Raw genomic sequence first — 14780 nt, forward strand, 5'->3', positions numbered from 1 at the left:
CGGGAGCAGCGGGAGCCGTGGCGGCGGCGGGGGTCGCAGCCGCGTCGGCGGCGGGAGCCGCAGCCGGGGCAGGCGCAGCGCCAACCGGAGTGCCGCCCTTGGAGACGACCCAGGCGTCGAACTCAGCCTGGCTCACCGCATGGACTTCGATGGGCATGAAGGCGTGGTCGACGCCGCACAGCTCACGGCACTGACCGTAATAAATCCCCGGCTTCTCGATCTTGAACCAGGTGTGGTTCACGCGACCGGGAATGGCGTCGGTGATGACGCCGAAGGCCGGCACGGCGAAGGCGTGGATCACGTCGGCGCCGGTGACCAGCACCTGGACGGTCTTGCCGACCGGAACCACCAGCGGCTCGGTCGCGGCCAGGCGGTACGGGACCTTCTTGGCCTTGGCTTCCTCTTCCGGAAGCATGTTGGAGACGAATTCGCCGATCTTCTGGTCGGGGTATTCATAGCCCCAGTACCACTGATAGCCGGTCGCCTTCACCGTCATGTACGGCTTGGGCATGTCGTTGTAGGCGAACAGCAGCCGGAACGAGAAGATGGCGATGAACATCAGGATCAACACCGGCACGACGGTCCACAGGACCTCGATCGTGGTGTTGTGGCTGAACTTCGCCGGGGTCGGATTGGACCGCTTGTTGTAGCGGACCATGACCCAGATCAGCAGGCCCAGCACCAGAAGGCTGATGGCCGTGATGATCGGCAACAGGATCATGTTGTGGAAGAAGATCGCGTCATGACGCAGCTGCGTGACGCCCGGCTGCAGGTCAATCGCGCCCGGCGTGGGCTGGCCCAGCATATCTTCGGCGAAGGCGCTCGCGCCCCAGAACGCCGTCATCGCGGCCGCGGCGGTCCCCGCCGCCCACGCCCGCATCCCTTGAACCCTAGACTTCATGTCCCCTCGGTCTGCTTGGCCGGGCCGCGTGTCACCGATGGCGATGGCGCCCGCCGACGTCATACGAGAGACCGCCGCGCCAAGATGCGCACGGCCTGTCCCTTCAGCGGGGTGCATACGCGCATGCGGAGGGCTTGCCAAGGCGGTTGCGCGGCCTTGGAGGGGTACAAATACGATCTGTCGCACTAGGATCGCCCCAGGCTGGTGACCTTGATCTGGCGCAAAGGCCGGCGCCGCAGCGCAGCATGCGGCCCGATGCGGGGTGACGCAGGCCGCTCCAGCCCCTATCTCTAGGCCAGACGCCCCTCCGAACGCGGATTTTCGCCCATGAACGCCCTTTCCCCCACTCCCTCGATCCTGGACGCTTCGGGCGTCTCGCCGGAACGGGCGCGGGAGATCCTGGGCGAGGCCCTGGCCGGGGCCGATGACGGCGAAATCTTCGCCGAGCGCTCCGAAAGCGAGTCCTTTCTCTATGACGACGGCCGCCTGAAGTCGGCGGCCTACGATTCGTCCGAAGGGTTCGGCCTGCGGGTGGTGGCGGGCGAGACCGCCGGCTACGCCCATTCCAGCGAGATTTCCGAGGCTTCCCTGCGCCGCGCCGCTCAGTCGGCCGCCCTGGCCAAGCGCGGCTACGCCGGGATCGCCGCCGAGGCCCCGCGCGCCACCAACGAAAAGCTCTATGGCGAAGATGATCCCACCGCCTCGCCGGCCTTCTCGGACAAGGTCGCCCTGCTTCAGGAGATCGACGCCTGGTGCCGCGAACGCGACCCGCGCGTGGTCCAGGTCATGGCCTCGCTGGCCGGCGAACGCCGCACGGTGGAGATCCTGCGCGCCGACGGCCGGCTGATCCGCGACGTGCGCCCCCTGTCGCGCATCAACATCCAGATCACCGTGGAAAAGGACGGCAAGCGCGAGAACGGCTTCGCCGGCGCCGGCGGCCGCGCCGGCTTCGAAGCCTGGATCAGCGCCGAGAAGTGGCGCGAGCAGGCCGAGGAGGCCCTGCGCCAGGCCCTGGTCAATCTCGACGCCATCCCCTGCCCCGCCGGTGAGATGGACGTGGTGCTGGGCCCGGGCTGGAACGGCGTGCTGCTGCACGAGGCCGTGGGCCACGGTCTGGAAGGCGACTTCAACCGCAAGGGCACCAGCGCCTTTTCCGGCCGCATCGGCGAGCGGGTGGCCGCCAAGGGCGTCACCGTGTTCGACGACGGCTCCCTGGCCGGCCGCCGCGGCTCGCTCACCGTCGACGACGAAGGCACCCCCACCGAACGCACCGTGCTGATCGAGGACGGCGTCCTCGTGGGTTACATGCACGACCGGATGAGCGCCCGGCTGATGGGCATGCGGGCCGGCGGCAACGGCCGTCGCCAGTCCTACGCCCACATGCCGATGCCGCGCATGACCAACACCGCCATGGACAATGGCTCGACCCCGCGCGCCGAGATGATCGAGGCCACCAAGCGCGGCCTCTATTGCGCCAATTTCGGCGGCGGCCAGGTGGACATCACCAACGGCAAGTTCGTCTTCCAGTGCACCGAGGCCTACCTGATCGAGGACGGCAAGATCACCACCCCGGTCAAGGGCGCCACCCTGATCGGCGACGGCCCCTCGGCCCTGACCCGCGTGACCATGATCGGCGACGACTTTGATTTCGACCCCGGCGTCGGCGTCTGCGGCAAGTCCGGCCAGAGCGTCCCGGTCGGCGTCGGCCAGCCGTCCCTGAAAATCACCGGCCTGACGGTGGGCGGGACGAGCGTCTAAGCCGCCTCCCCCACCGCTCATCCCCGCGAAAGCGGGGACCCAGGTCGTAGGTCGCGGGCTCGAACATGACCGCGATTTAATCTACATTTCACCGTTGTAATTTGAAGCCAGCCGGCCTCGCGGGTCTTTTGCCCTCCGTATCTGGGGGACCCGCTTTTGATGACTTCCGCGCTCAGCCTGCTCGCCGCCCTGGCGGCCGCGACACCCGCCGCCGAGGCTCCGGCGCCCCAGGGCGTCACCACCTATCCCCCGGCCTTCTTCGCCACGTCCGGCGCAAGCACGGCGCTGGACATGGTCACCCGCCTGCCCGGCTTCAGCATCGATTCCGGCGACAGCGTCCGCGGCTTTGAAGGCGCGGCCGGCAATGTGTTGATCGACGGCGCCCGCCCGGTCTCCAAGACCGATGATATCGAAGAGATCCTCAAGCGCATCCCGGTGGCCCAGGTAGAGCGCATTGAGGTGATCCGGGGCGGCGCGCCTGGGATCGACATGCAGGGCAAGGCGGTCCTGGCCAATGTGGTCCGCTCCAAGACCGCCGGCCGCAACATGGTCTTCGCGCTGGCCGACCAGGCCGTGCTGGACGACGGCCGCCACCGCAAGGGCGTACGCTTCGAACTCACCGACCACATCGGCCCGGGCGCCTTCGAGGGCAGCCTGCGCTATGGCGAGGGCCTGGATGACGGGGCCGGCTTTGGCCCCCACCTGCGGATCGCCCCCTCCGGCGCGGTGCTGGAGAAATCCCAGGTCGACTCCCACGGCGAAGGCCACATGTGGGTGGCGACCGGCGCCTATGAGCTGCCGGCCCTGGGCGGCAAGCTGCGGGTCAATGGCCGCATCTACGAAGACTATTACCGGTTCAATGAGCTGAACTGGTTCACGGTCCCCAAGGTCCTGCTGGAGTCCAACAACGACACCCAGGATGACCGCCAGACCGAACTCGGCGCCCGCTGGACCCGTCCGCTCGGCGAGCGCAACACCCTGGAACTGATCGGCCTGCGCCAGACCCACGACATCAACTACAAGTCCGACTTCCGCTCGCCGCCGGACGTCTCCTATTTCGGGCTGGAGAAGCTGATCGAGGAGCGGATCGGCCGGGTGGTGCTCAAGCACCGGGTCAATGATCGCCTGTCCTTCGAGGCCGGGGCGGAGAACGCCCTCAACACCCTCGACAGCCGCACGGTCCTGACGGTCAACGGCAAGGGCCAGAACCTGCCCGCCGCCAATGTCCATGTGGAGGAGAACCGCAGCGAGGCCTTCGCCAAGTCCGTCTGGCGTCCGGTGGACAGCCTGACCCTGGAAGCCGGCCTGCGCTACGAGACCTCCGACGTGACGTCCTCCGGCGACGTCACCCTGGAAAAGAGCCTGCACTTCCTCAAACCCCGGCTGTTCGCCAGCTGGACCCCGTGGGAGGGCGGCCAGGTGCGGGCGCGCTACGAGCGCACGGTTTCCCAGCTCGATTTCGACGACTTCGTCGCCACCTCGTCCCTGAACACGGGCGTGCTCACTTCCGGCAATCCGGACCTGGACCCGGAACAGGCCTGGGTCAGCGAGATCGCCCTGGAGCAGCGCTTCTGGAAGAACGGCTCGGCCGCTGTCACCCTGCGCCACTCCGACCTCAGCGACGCCATCGACCGCGCCCCGGTCTTCGCCAAGAGCGGGACCTATGACGCCCCAGCCAATATCGGCGACGGGACCAAGGACGAGGTGGGGCTGAACCTGACCGTGCCCACCGAGCCGCTTGGCCTGAAGGGCGGCCAGTTCCGCGGCGAGATCACCTGGGTGAAGTCCGAGGTCACAGACCCCACCACGCGCCAGACCCGCGAGATGTCCAACCAGAAGCCGGTCATCTGGGAGGCCCACTACGTCCAGGACCTGCCGCAATGGCGCTCCACCGTCGGGACCGACATCTATGGCGGCTGGCGCAAGAGCTACTACCGCTTCGACCAGGTCTATACCGACAAGCTGAAGACCTATGTGGTGCTGTTCGGCGAGTACAAGCCGCGCCCCGACTTCACGGTCCGGGTCGAGCTGCACAACATCCTCGAGCGCGGCTTCCGCCACATCCAGGAGAAGTCGGTGGGCGTCCGCGGCGCGACCCCGCTCGCCTATGTCGACGACCGCGACATCCAGTTCGGCCGCAGCCTCTACGTCCGCCTGCGCAAGACGTTCTGAGGCTGGGCGGAAGCCCCCAAAACCAGAAGGGCCGGAGGTTTCCCTCCGGCCCTTTGTCTTATCAGGCTTCGACCTCGGCGTGGGCCGGGGGCTTGACCCCATGGGACCAGCCCTTGACCACGAAGCTCAAGAGGATGAACACCCCGCCGCAGATGACGCCGGCCCAGCCTAGCTGGTTGAAGCCATGCAGGGAGGTCTCCAGGGCCGCCTTCGGATCCAGCACCTGGCCGCCGATGGATTCCGAGCCCATGGAGGCGGCGATGGCGCCGCCCACGAACTGGGCCACCGACGAGGCCAGGAACCACACCGCCATCATGAACGACACGACGGTCGGCAGGGACAGCTTGGTGATCTCCGACAGGCCCACCGGCGACAGGAACAGCTCGCCCGTGGTGTGCAGCATATAGAGCAGGCCCAGCATCATCAGCGGCATGCGGTAGTTGGCGTCGGCCATGCCGGCGCCCCACACCACCACCAGGAAGCCCAGGCCGACCTGGATCAGGCCCAGGCCGAAGGTGAAGGTCGGATTGGCCGCCACCTGCTTCTTGCCGAGCCAAGCCCACATCGCCGCGAAGACCGGCGCGAAGATCAGGATGAATGCGGCGTTGAACGACTGGGTCTGAGCCGCGCCAATGCCAGTGTCGATCCAGAACCAGCCATTGGGCGTGACGCCCGCCGCCTCAAGCTGCTCGCGGCTGCCCATGGGGATGCCCAGGAAGCTGGTCGCCTGCTTGGTGATGGTCATGTCCACATTGGTGGCGGCGAACAGGTTCAGCGAGGTGCCGGCCTGTTCGAACAGGGTGAAGAACACCACCGCGCCCAGCACCAGGATCACCGCCAACATCATCCGCTGGCGCTCGACCCAGGTCTTGCAGACCACGGCGATGATGTAGGCGATGGCCGCGATGCAGACGAGGCTGGACAGGGACAGGGCCTGACCCACCAGCTTGTTGTTGGGCACCAGCAGCCAGACGCCGCCGACGCCGACGATGGCGGCCAGATAGATCAGCCACTCGCGGTTCAGCGGACCGACCACCGACGCCTTCAGCAGTTCAGGCTTGGGCGGCTCGCCCTTGCCCTGCAGCAGCGGCTTGCCGATCAGGAACACCACCAGCCCCGCGGCCATGCCGATCCCGGCCAGGCCGAAGCCCGCCCACCAGCCGAAGGACTGGCCCAGCACCGCGCACAACACCGAGGCCCAGAAGGCCCCCAGGTTCACGCCGTAATAGTAGAGGGTGAAGCCGGAATCCCGGCGCGGATCGCCCTGCGGATAGAGCTGTCCCACGATGGTCGAGATATTGGGCTTCAGGAAGCCGACCCCCATGATGATCAGCGAGACGGCCAGGTAGAAGGCGTTCACGCCCTTCGGATCCTGGTGGGTCTCCATCTTGTAGCTGTCCTTGGGCAGGACGCTGGGCAGGGGCGCGCCCTGCGGCAGGCCCTTGATCTCCAGCCCGCCATCAGCCGAGGGGCCATATTCATAGGGCTTGCCGGCGACCACCAGCTGGGTGGTGCGGTCCTCCATGCGGCCATTGATGGCGACCTCATAGGTCTGGCCGGCATAGATCAGGTTCTGGGTGGCGGGCTTGCCCTCATAGGCCATGGTCACGTGGCCGGCGGTCAGCAGCAGGGCGCCGAACACCACCGCCTTGCGGGTGCCCAGATACCGGTCGGCCAGCACGCCGCCGATCAGGGGCAGCAGATAGACCAGCGAGGTGTAGGACCCGTACTGCGAGCTCGCCGCCGACTGGTCGAACAGCAGGTGCTGGGTGAGGTAAAAGATCAGGATGCCGCGCATCCCATAGTAGGAGAACCGCTCCCACATCTCGGCGAAGAACAGGATGATGAGGCCGCGCGGATGGCCGCGCAGCAGCTGGGGCAGCACGGGAATCCCGGTCACAAGCGTGATGAGGATCCCGATCAGGACGACGACGTTCATGTAGGCTGGGTTCCGATCCCTGGATCTGCGGCGCCTCCGGGCGGCCGCTGTATTGCGCGGCAGATGATCACGCGGCCGCCGCCAAGACAAGCAAGCCTGAGCCGCTTCACGCCCCAGGCGAGGCCAGGATCAACCCTCAAGGGCGCAGATAGACGGGATTTCCGATCAGCAACAGGCGGCCGTCAGCGCCCCTCAGGTCCAGGCGCAGCCAACGCGATGTCCCGTTGGCGGTGAAGCTGAACGCGGTGCGGGACTCGCCCGCCGCAACCGCCACCTCGCGCTGGGCCAGCAGCTCGGCGTCCGGCCCGGAGGCCACCAGGCGGGCCCCGGCCGGCGCGCCCGCCACATGCGCCTCCACCTCCACCGCCTGACCGGCGGCGGCGGGCAGCACATCCCCCATCTCGGCGCGCGCCTCTCCCGCCCGGGCCGTAATCTCCAGCAGGCCGTCAGGCGAGCCCCAGACATCGACGAAGACATGCCCGGCCCGGATCGCCTCCAACACGGCGGCGGCGCTCAGCTCGCGGGCGTGGACCACCGTCGCCGGCGCCCCCAGCGACCTCAGTCCGCCGGCCGTCGGGTCGTGATTGTCGGAGCCGCCGATCCCCGTCAGGCGCGCGCCCGCTTCCAGCCTTGCGGTCCAGAACGGCAAGCCGGACAGGGCGCCCTCGGGCGAATGGGTCAGGGCCAGGTTGGCGCCATTGACCACCTCGACAGCGGCGATGCGCGGATCAATCGGCGCGGTCCAGCCGCAGCCCATGCACAGCTCGCCCGACGGCGCGCCGGGGTGGTTGATGGAGACGATGGCCTCTTCCGGAACCCTGGCCAGGAGCCGGCCCAAGTCGGGCGCCGCCTTGCTCCCCAGGCGGAACTCAAAGTCCGCTGAGGTACCGATAATGTTGGCGTGGCCCTGGAAGGTGGTCAGTTCGCGGCCGGCCAGGATCAGCAGATCGTCATAATAGGGCGCCAGCTCGCGCAGGCTTTCGGCCTGCGAGACGGTGTTGTGGTCGGTGATCGCCACGAAATCGAGCCCACGCGCCCGGGCGGCCTCCAGGGTCAGGAACACCGGGCAGGGAACCGCCCGCCCCCGCTTCGACTTGCAGCTGCCGTCGGAATGGGCCGTGTGCAGGTGCAGGTCGCCGCGATACCAACCCGGCCCGGCCCTGACCGGCGGGGCGCCCAGGGCGATCTCCCCGGCGCGGTCGAACCAGATCCGGGCGGTATAGTGCGCCACCGCCCCCGGCCTCAGATTGGGAACCCCCAGCAACAACCGCCAGCGGCCTGGGACCACCGGCCCTGGCAGGTAGGACGGCGTCGCCTCCGCCGCGGCCAGCACCACCTGGGACTTGTTCCCGCCGCTCCAGCCTCGGAACCGCTGCGGATCCGCCAGGCCCAGGTCGATCACCGACTTCTGGGCCGCGCCGTCATGCTCGAAGCTGAGGGTCAGCCGCTCAACCCCGGCCGGCACGCGGAACGGAACCTCCCGCCAGGTCTGATGGTCGGCGTGGGTGACCTCGCCCGTCAACACCAGGTCCGGCGCCCGCTCGGCCCAGGCGGGCGCGGCGACCACCATCAACAGGGTGGCGATGATCCCCAACAGGCGCGCCCGGCGCATGGCCTTGTCCTCCCCGCGACCGCCCGAAGTCTGGCGCTCCGGCCGGCGCCTGTCACCTGCGCGCGGAGCCCACGGCCCCGTCGGGGCGTTTCACCCTGGCGAAAGGAGCCCCCATGACGCCCAGACCCCCACAGCCGGCCGAGCCCGGCTTCGACCGCGTCGCCCCCGAGGATCGCCGTGAGGACATCGACGCCATCGTCCAGCACACCGACTCCGGCGACGGAACCAGCCAGCGCGAACACTGGCCCCCGAACGTGGCAGGCCCACAGGATTAATCCCTCGCCCCCTTGGGGGAGAGGGCAGGGTGAGGGGGCTGCGCTGGCGTTTCTACCCTCTCCCGCCAGCGGGAGAGGAAGTCACCGCCTCAGTAAGCGTGACTTTCGAAGACCTTGCTGACGTCGCCGGCCCAGGGGCCATTGTAGAGCTCCAGCAGGCGTTCGGCCGGGGTGAGGCCGCTGTCGGCGATCTCTTCCAGCTCGGCCAGGTAGCCGGTTTCGTCCACCAGGCCGCCATTCAGGCGGTTGCGGTTCTTCAGGCCGGAGCGGGCGATGGCGACCATGTCCTTGGCCACGTCTTGGACGGTGCGACCACCGATCTTGGCCTTCAGGCCCAGGCGGGCGACGTCGGCGCGCAGGCGCTCATGCTCCTCCAGCGGCCAGTCCTTGCAGAGGTCCCAAGCCGCGGCCAGGGCCTGGCTGTCATAGAAGATGCCCGCCCACAGAGCCGGCAGGGCGCAGAGCCGGCCCCAGGGACCGGAATCCGAGCCGCGCATCTCCAGGTACTGCTTCAGCCGCACCTCCGGGAAGGCGGTGGTGGTGTGGTCTGCGAAGTCCTTGATGTTGGCCCGGTCGCCCGGCATCTCGGCCAGCTCGCCGGCCAGGAACTGGCGGAAGGACTTGCCCGACAGATCGACATAGCGGTCGTTCCGCTTGGCGAAATACATCGGCACGTCGAGCAGGTAGTTGGCGTAGGTTTCGTAGCCGAACCCGTCCTTGAACACGAAGTCCAGCATGCCGGTGCGGGCGGCGTCGGTGTCGGTCCAGACATTGGCCCGGGACGACAGGAAGCCCGACGGCTTACCCTCCACGAAGGGCGAATTGGCGAACAGGGCGGTGCCGATCGGCTGCAGGGCCAGGCTCACCCGGAACTTGGCGATCATGTCGGCTTCGGAGGCGAAGTCGAGATTGGCCTGCACGGTGCAGGTGCGGAACATCATGTCCAGGCCCATGGTCCCGACCTTGGGCATGTATTCGCGCATGATCTTGTAGCGGCCCTTGGGCATGACCGGCACCTGGTCGCGCCGCCAGATGGGCGTAAAGCCCAGCCCAAGGAAGCCCAGGCCCAGCTCGTCGGCGACGGCCTTGACCTCGTTCAGGTGCTCGCCGGTCTCGGCGCAGATGTCGTGCATGGTCTCGAGCGGCGCGCCCGAGAGTTCGAACTGGCCGCCGGGCTCCAGGCTCACATTGGCCTTGCCGCGCTCCAGCCCGATGATGGTCTCGCCTTCATAGACGCCGGACCAGCCGAACCGCATGAGGCCTTCCAGCAGCGCCTTGATGCCCGCGGGGCCGTCGTAGGGGACGGTTTCGTGGCTGCCGAGCCGGAAGACGAACTTCTCGTGCTCCGCGCCCACCTTCCACTGGTCCGCCGGCTTTTCGCCCTTGGCGATCCAGGCCACCAGATCCTCGAACACGAGGGGTCGGTCGTCGACTGCGACGTCAGCCATGCTTCTCTCCCCAACCCTTCACACACATGAGTGGCCCCTCCTGACGTAGGGGGCGGCGATCTTTACGCCGTTCACACAAGTGGGCGCAATTCAGGAAAGCTCAAGGCGACCTCAGTCGGCGCGCCAGTCCCCCAGGGCCGCCTGCCACAGGGTGAGCGCGCTGATGGCGGCGGTGTCGGCCCGCAGGATGCGGGGTCCCAGGCTGGCTGGAACCGCGAACGCCAACCCTCTCAACCGCTCCCGCTCAGGCGGCGAAAAGCCCCCTTCAGGCCCGATCAAGATCGCCCAGGGTCCTTTCTGATCAAGCACTTGCAGCGCCGGTCGGGCGTCCCCCGCCTCGTCGCAGAACAGCAGCCGGCGACCATCCCAGTCGGCGATCAGCCGCTCCAGCTTCACCGGCGCGACAACCTCCGGCACGTCCAGCCGCCCGGTCTGTTCGGCGGCCTCGGTGGCGATGGCCTGGAGCCGGACCACATTGGTGTGATCGGCCTGGGTCCGCTCGGTGACCACCAGCCGAACCCGCCGCGCGCCGAGCTCGGCGGCCTTTTCGATGATGGTCTCCAGCCGCCCCCGCTTGACCAGGGCGACCGCCAGGTCGAGGTCCGGCCCCACAGCCTGCGGCCGCAGCCGCTCAGTCAGGGCGACCGTCACCCCCCGCTTGGCCACGGTGGCGACCTCGGCGGCCCACTCCCCGTCCCGGCCATTGAACACCGCCAGCCCGTCGCCCGGCGTCAGCCGCATCACCGCCGCCAAGTAGCGGCTCTGGCCCTCGTCCAGGCCAAGCACAGCGCCAGCCTTCAGGTCATGGGGAACGAACAGTCGGATCATGGGCGGGTTCTAGCGCGCGGACGGCGCGCCTACGAGGGGCTTGCAGTTCTGGACTGATCGTTCCAGAATTTCCCCATGGCCCGTCCCCTCGAATTTGACCGCGATCAGGCGCTGATGTCGGCGCTGGGCGTGTTCTGGCGCCAGGGCTACCAGGCGGCCTCGGTGCCGGACCTCCTGGAGGCGACGGGTCTCAGCCGCAGCAGCCTCTATGCGGCCTTCGGCGACAAGCGCGGTCTCTATCTCCAGTGCCTGGACCTCTACACCGCCCGCACCCTGGGGCTGCTGGCCCAGACGAGAGCCGAGCACCCGCCCCTTGTCGCCTTACGCGTCTTCTTCGAGCGCACGCTCTTGCAGCCCGGCTGCCTGCTCGTGAACACCACCCTGGAGATGGCCGAGGTCGATGACGGCCTTCGCGATGAAGCCGGCGTCCGCATGGCCCAGGTCCAGGAAGCCTTCGAAGTCTGCCTGCGCGACGCGGGCTGCACGCCTTCCCAGGCCGCCGAACTCGCCGGCTTCCTCATGCTGATCAACCAGGGCCTTCGCGTCTCCAGCCGCCGCGACCTGACGCCCGAGACGCGCCAGGCCCAGCTGGACACCGCCTTCAAAATCCTCGCCGCCGCGATCCCGCAGGCGGCCCTTCGCCCCCCAGAACCGGAGCCCAGCCATGAGGCATGACGTCCAGGTCGAAGTGTTGCGTGAACTCCTGTCCCAGCTCGACGCCGGGGTGAACGCCGACGCCGGCGGAATCATGGCCTGCCCGGCCGAGACCTACACCTGCCCCGACCTGGCGGCGAAGGAGTGGGCGGTCTTCTTCAAGGGCCACCCCCAGGCCCTGGGCATGAGCGGCGACCTGCCCGAGCCCGGCAGCTTCATCACCTCCAACGACCTGGGCGTGCCGATCCTGATGACCCGGGACGCCTCAGGGACCGTGCGCGCCTTTCTCAACTCCTGCCGCCACCGCGGGCCGATGGTGGAGCAGGCGCCGCGCGGCAAGCGCAGCCGCTTCTCCTGCCCCTTCCACGGCTGGACCTATGACAACTCAGGCGCCCTGATCGGCGTGCCGATGGAGGAGCAGTTCGGCGCCATCGACAAATCCTGCCTGGGCCTCATCGAACTGCCGGCGGTCGAGAAGTACGGCGTCCTGCTGGTCCACCCGGACCCCAAGGGCGTCATCGACACCGACCGGGTCTTCCAGGGCATAGCCGACGACCTGGAGAGCTGGGACTTCGGCCGCTATGTGCTCGCCCACGAGCAGACCCTGGACATGCGCCTGAACTGGAAGCTCGCCACCGACACCTTCGGCGAGACCTATCACTTCAAGCGCCTGCACAAGGACACCCTGGCCAACAACTTCCACGGCGACGTCCTGTCCTACCGGTCCTTCGAGCGGAACCACCGGATGGTCCTGTGCCTGAAGGGGATCGACGACCTGCGCGGCCAGCCCGAGAGCGCGTGGCGCATCGAACAGGGCGGCTTCCCCGTCTACTTCCTGTTCCCGAACGTCGAGATCAATGTCGGCGACGGCCGCGTCGCCATGGTCCGCATCTATCCCGACCCCAAGGACCCCGGCCGTTCGATCTCGCGGGTCAGCTATTACTTCGAGCGCGAGGTGCTGGAGGCCAATCCGGGCTTCGCCCAGATGTTCTCCGAAGGGTTCACGGCCATCGTCGCCGCCGAGGACTACGCCACCGGCGTGACCACCCAGGTCGCCCTGGCGTCGGGCCTGCAGGACCAGGTGCTGTTCGGCCGCAACGAGCCGCCCCTGCACCACTACCACAACACCTTCCGCCGCGAGCTCGGCCTGCCGCCCCTGCCGGTCCGGACCTGATCGCCCCCTGGCGCGGGGGGCCATCTGGGGACTAGGCTCCCCCCATGTCCAAGTCCGACGACAAACTTTCCGCCCTCGAAAAGGCCCAGCTCGCCCTGGTTCACGCCCAGCAGCGGGCCATGGAGACCGGCCAGAAGGTGCTGGTGATCTTCGAAGGCCGCGACGCCGCCGGCAAGGACGGCACGATCCGGCGGGTCATCGAGCACCTGTCGGTGCGCAACACCCGCGTCGTCGCCCTGCCCAAGCCCTCCGACCGCGAGCGGTCGCAGTGGTACTTCCAGCGCTATGTCCCCCACCTGCCCGCAGCCGGCGAGGTCGTGATCTTCAACCGCTCCTGGTACAACCGCGGCGGGGTCGAGCCGGTGATGGGCTTCTGCACCCCGGAGGAGCACGAGGCCTTCCTGCGCGACGTCACCACCTTCGAGGCCATGCTGGTCGAGGCCGGCACGGTGCTGGTCAAGATCTGGCTGGACGTCTCCAAGGCCGAGCAGGCCAAACGGCTGGAGGAGCGCCGCACCGACCCGCTCAAGGTGCTGAAGTCCAGCCCCCTCGACGCCGCCGCCCAAGAGCGCTGGGACGCCTACACCGCCGCCCGGGACGAAATGCTGAAGCGCACCCACGGCCTGCGCACCCCCTGGGTCTGCGTGCGCAACGACGACAAGGCCGAGGGCCGGCTGGCCGTGCTGCGCCACCTGGTCAACGCCATCGCGCCGAAGGAGATCGCCCACGGGGTCAAGGACCCGGACCCTAAGATCCTGTTCCCCTTCGAGATCGAGGCCCTGGACGACGGTCGGCTGCAGAAATGACCGAGACCCTGTCCGCGGCCCAGGCCCGGCGCATCGCCTTGGCCGCCCAGGGCTTTGCGCAAAGCCGCCCCGAGGCGCCCGGCCGCCGCGACCTGATGAAGGTGGTCGACCGTCTGGGCGTGATCCAGATCGACTCGGTCAATGTGGTCAGCCGCACCCACTACCTGCCCTTCTTCTCCCGCCTGGGCGCCTATCCGCGCGAGGCCCTGGAAGACCTGGCCTGGGGCAAGAAGCCGGCCCTGTTCGAATACTGGATGCATGAGGCCAGCCTCTCGGCCCATTCCACCCAACCCCTGATGCGCTGGCGCATGGACGACGCGGCCGAGGGCGTCGGCGTCTGGAAGGGCGTGGCGCGGTTCCTGCGCACCCACCGCGACTTCATCGACAAGGCCATGGACGAGATCGCCCGGCGCGGACCGCTCTCGGCCTCGGAGTTGGAGATCGGCGAAAAGGGCGCCGGCGGCTGGTGGGGCTGGAGCGAGGGCAAGCGGGCGCTCGAATGCCTGTTCTGGACCGGCGAACTTACCGCCGCCACCCGCCGCTCCACCTTCGAGCGGGTCTATGGCCTGCCGGACAAGGTGCATCCGAAATCGGTGCGCGAGGCGCCCACGCCGCCCCGGGCCGAGGCCCAGCGCGAACTGCTCCGCATGGCCGCGCGCGCCATGGGCGTCGCCACCGAGCGGGACCTGCGCGACTATTTCCGCATGAGCCCGGCCGACTCCAAGGCCCGCGTCGCCGAACTGGTCGAGGCCGGCGAACTGACCCCGGTCACAGTGAAGGGCTGGGACCAGCCGGCCTATCTCCACCCGGCCGCCAGGCGCCCGCGCAAGGTGACGGCCAACGCCCTGCTCTCGCCCTTCGACAACCTGATCTGGTTCCGCGAGCGCACCGAGCGGCTGTTCGGCGTCCGCGTGCGGCTGGAGATCTACACCCCGGCCCACAAGCGCACCCACGGCTACTACGTCCTGCCCTTCCTGGAGGGCGAGGCCATCACCGCCCGCGTGGACTTAAAGGCCGACCGCAAGGCCGGCGTCCTGCTGGTCCAGGCCAGCCACGCCGAACCCGAGGCGACGCCGGAAACCCCCGCGGCCCTGGCCGCCGAGCTTCAGCTGATGGCCGCCTGGCTTGGCCTCAACCAGGTCCGCGTCATCGACAAGGGCGACCTGGCCGAAGCGCTGGAGAACGCCTTGCAGGCGACGAGGGTCTGACAGCC

12 protein-coding genes are annotated in these 14780 nt (G+C 68.4%); 7 read left to right on the forward strand and 5 right to left on the reverse strand.

Translation table 11 applies throughout. The features are described 5' to 3' along the window. Positions 1-901 (reverse strand): cytochrome c oxidase subunit II (gene coxB, locus ACFQ27_RS08525; RefSeq protein ID WP_377353267.1); only part of this gene is annotated, 901 nt, incomplete at its 3' end. Between the two features lie 327 nt (positions 902-1228). On the opposite strand from coxB, the gene tldD reads away from it, so the two are divergent. Both tldD and ACFQ27_RS08535 read left to right on the forward strand, forming a co-directional pair. Further along, complete coding sequence (tldD, locus tag ACFQ27_RS08530; protein ID WP_377353268.1) at positions 1229-2659, forward strand: metalloprotease TldD; 1431 nt, start codon at positions 1229-1231, stop codon at positions 2657-2659. 159 nt (positions 2660-2818) lie between these two features. Beyond that, the gene (locus ACFQ27_RS08535; protein ID WP_377353269.1) at positions 2819-4831 is read left to right on the forward strand and encodes a TonB-dependent receptor plug domain-containing protein; all 2013 of its coding nucleotides are present in this window, start codon (positions 2819-2821) and stop codon (positions 4829-4831) included. A gap of 61 nt (positions 4832-4892) precedes the next feature. On the opposite strand, the gene ACFQ27_RS08540 is transcribed toward ACFQ27_RS08535, so the two are convergent. Next, on the reverse strand, positions 4893-6770 hold the full coding sequence (locus ACFQ27_RS08540; RefSeq protein ID WP_377353270.1) for a peptide MFS transporter: 1878 nt from the start codon (positions 6768-6770) through the stop codon (positions 4893-4895). A gap of 136 nt (positions 6771-6906) precedes the next feature. Continuing rightward, positions 6907-8382 (reverse strand): CehA/McbA family metallohydrolase, encoded by a 1476-nt coding sequence (locus ACFQ27_RS08545; RefSeq protein ID WP_377353271.1) that lies wholly within the window; start codon positions 8380-8382, stop codon positions 6907-6909. Positions 8383-8495: 113 nt separating this feature from the next. Here ACFQ27_RS08545 and ACFQ27_RS08550 point away from each other — a divergent pair, with 113 nt between their 5' ends. Further along, positions 8496-8657, forward strand: a complete 162-nt coding sequence (locus ACFQ27_RS08550; RefSeq protein ID WP_377353272.1) for a hypothetical protein — start codon at positions 8496-8498, stop codon at positions 8655-8657. Positions 8658-8746: 89 nt separating this feature from the next. On the opposite strand, the gene ACFQ27_RS08555 is transcribed toward ACFQ27_RS08550, so the two are convergent. Beyond that, positions 8747-10105 carry a glutamate--cysteine ligase gene (locus ACFQ27_RS08555; RefSeq protein WP_377353273.1) on the reverse strand — a complete coding sequence of 453 codons (1359 nt, stop codon included), beginning with the start codon at positions 10103-10105 and terminating at the stop codon, positions 8747-8749. Positions 10106-10216: 111 nt separating this feature from the next. Continuing rightward, complete coding sequence (locus tag ACFQ27_RS08560) at positions 10217-10933, reverse strand: 16S rRNA (uracil(1498)-N(3))-methyltransferase (protein WP_377353274.1); 717 nt, start codon at positions 10931-10933, stop codon at positions 10217-10219. Positions 10934-11008: 75 nt separating this feature from the next. On the opposite strand from ACFQ27_RS08560, the gene ACFQ27_RS08565 reads away from it, so the two are divergent. The 4 genes from ACFQ27_RS08565 to ACFQ27_RS08580 are packed head-to-tail and all read left to right on the forward strand — an operon-like array spanning position 11009 to position 14775. Further along, positions 11009-11608, forward strand: a complete 600-nt coding sequence (locus ACFQ27_RS08565; RefSeq protein WP_374342896.1) for a TetR/AcrR family transcriptional regulator — start codon at positions 11009-11011, stop codon at positions 11606-11608. Beyond that, positions 11598-12761: an aromatic ring-hydroxylating oxygenase subunit alpha gene (locus tag ACFQ27_RS08570; protein WP_377353275.1), complete on the forward strand. Its 1164-nt coding sequence runs from the start codon at positions 11598-11600 to the stop codon at positions 12759-12761. The genes ACFQ27_RS08565 and ACFQ27_RS08570 overlap by 11 nt, the downstream gene beginning before the upstream one ends. A gap of 44 nt (positions 12762-12805) precedes the next feature. After that, positions 12806-13567 (forward strand): polyphosphate kinase 2, encoded by a 762-nt coding sequence (gene ppk2 / locus ACFQ27_RS08575; protein ID WP_377353276.1) that lies wholly within the window; start codon positions 12806-12808, stop codon positions 13565-13567. After that, positions 13564-14775: a winged helix-turn-helix domain-containing protein gene (locus ACFQ27_RS08580; protein ID WP_377353277.1), complete on the forward strand. Its 1212-nt coding sequence runs from the start codon at positions 13564-13566 to the stop codon at positions 14773-14775. Before ppk2 ends, ACFQ27_RS08580 begins: the two co-directional genes overlap by 4 nt. The last annotated feature ends 5 nt before the right edge of the window (positions 14776-14780 follow it).

The organism is Phenylobacterium conjunctum (assembly GCF_042679085.1).
Lineage (GTDB): Bacteria > Pseudomonadota > Alphaproteobacteria > Caulobacterales > Caulobacteraceae > Phenylobacterium > Phenylobacterium conjunctum.

Excerpts from the sequence above, each read along its gene's own strand:
- ACFQ27_RS08555 (WP_377353273.1), bottom strand. The coding sequence starts at position 10,105 with ATGGCTGACGTCGCAGTCGACGACCGACCCCTCGTGTTCGAGGATCTG.
- tldD (WP_377353268.1), top strand. The coding sequence starts at position 1,229 with ATGAACGCCCTTTCCCCCACTCCCTCGATCCTGGACGCTTCGGGCGTC.
- ACFQ27_RS08580 (WP_377353277.1), top strand. The coding sequence starts at position 13,564 with ATGACCGAGACCCTGTCCGCGGCCCAGGCCCGGCGCATCGCCTTGGCC.
- ACFQ27_RS08565 (WP_374342896.1), top strand. The coding sequence starts at position 11,009 with ATGGCCCGTCCCCTCGAATTTGACCGCGATCAGGCGCTGATGTCGGCG.
- ACFQ27_RS08560 (WP_377353274.1), bottom strand. The coding sequence starts at position 10,933 with ATGATCCGACTGTTCGTTCCCCATGACCTGAAGGCTGGCGCTGTGCTT.
- ACFQ27_RS08540 (WP_377353270.1), bottom strand. The coding sequence starts at position 6,770 with ATGAACGTCGTCGTCCTGATCGGGATCCTCATCACGCTTGTGACCGGG.
- ACFQ27_RS08535 (WP_377353269.1), top strand. The coding sequence starts at position 2,819 with ATGACTTCCGCGCTCAGCCTGCTCGCCGCCCTGGCGGCCGCGACACCC.
- ppk2 (WP_377353276.1), top strand. The coding sequence starts at position 12,806 with ATGTCCAAGTCCGACGACAAACTTTCCGCCCTCGAAAAGGCCCAGCTC.
- ACFQ27_RS08570 (WP_377353275.1), top strand. The coding sequence starts at position 11,598 with ATGAGGCATGACGTCCAGGTCGAAGTGTTGCGTGAACTCCTGTCCCAG.
- ACFQ27_RS08550 (WP_377353272.1), top strand. The coding sequence starts at position 8,496 with ATGACGCCCAGACCCCCACAGCCGGCCGAGCCCGGCTTCGACCGCGTC.
- ACFQ27_RS08545 (WP_377353271.1), bottom strand. The coding sequence starts at position 8,382 with ATGCGCCGGGCGCGCCTGTTGGGGATCATCGCCACCCTGTTGATGGTG.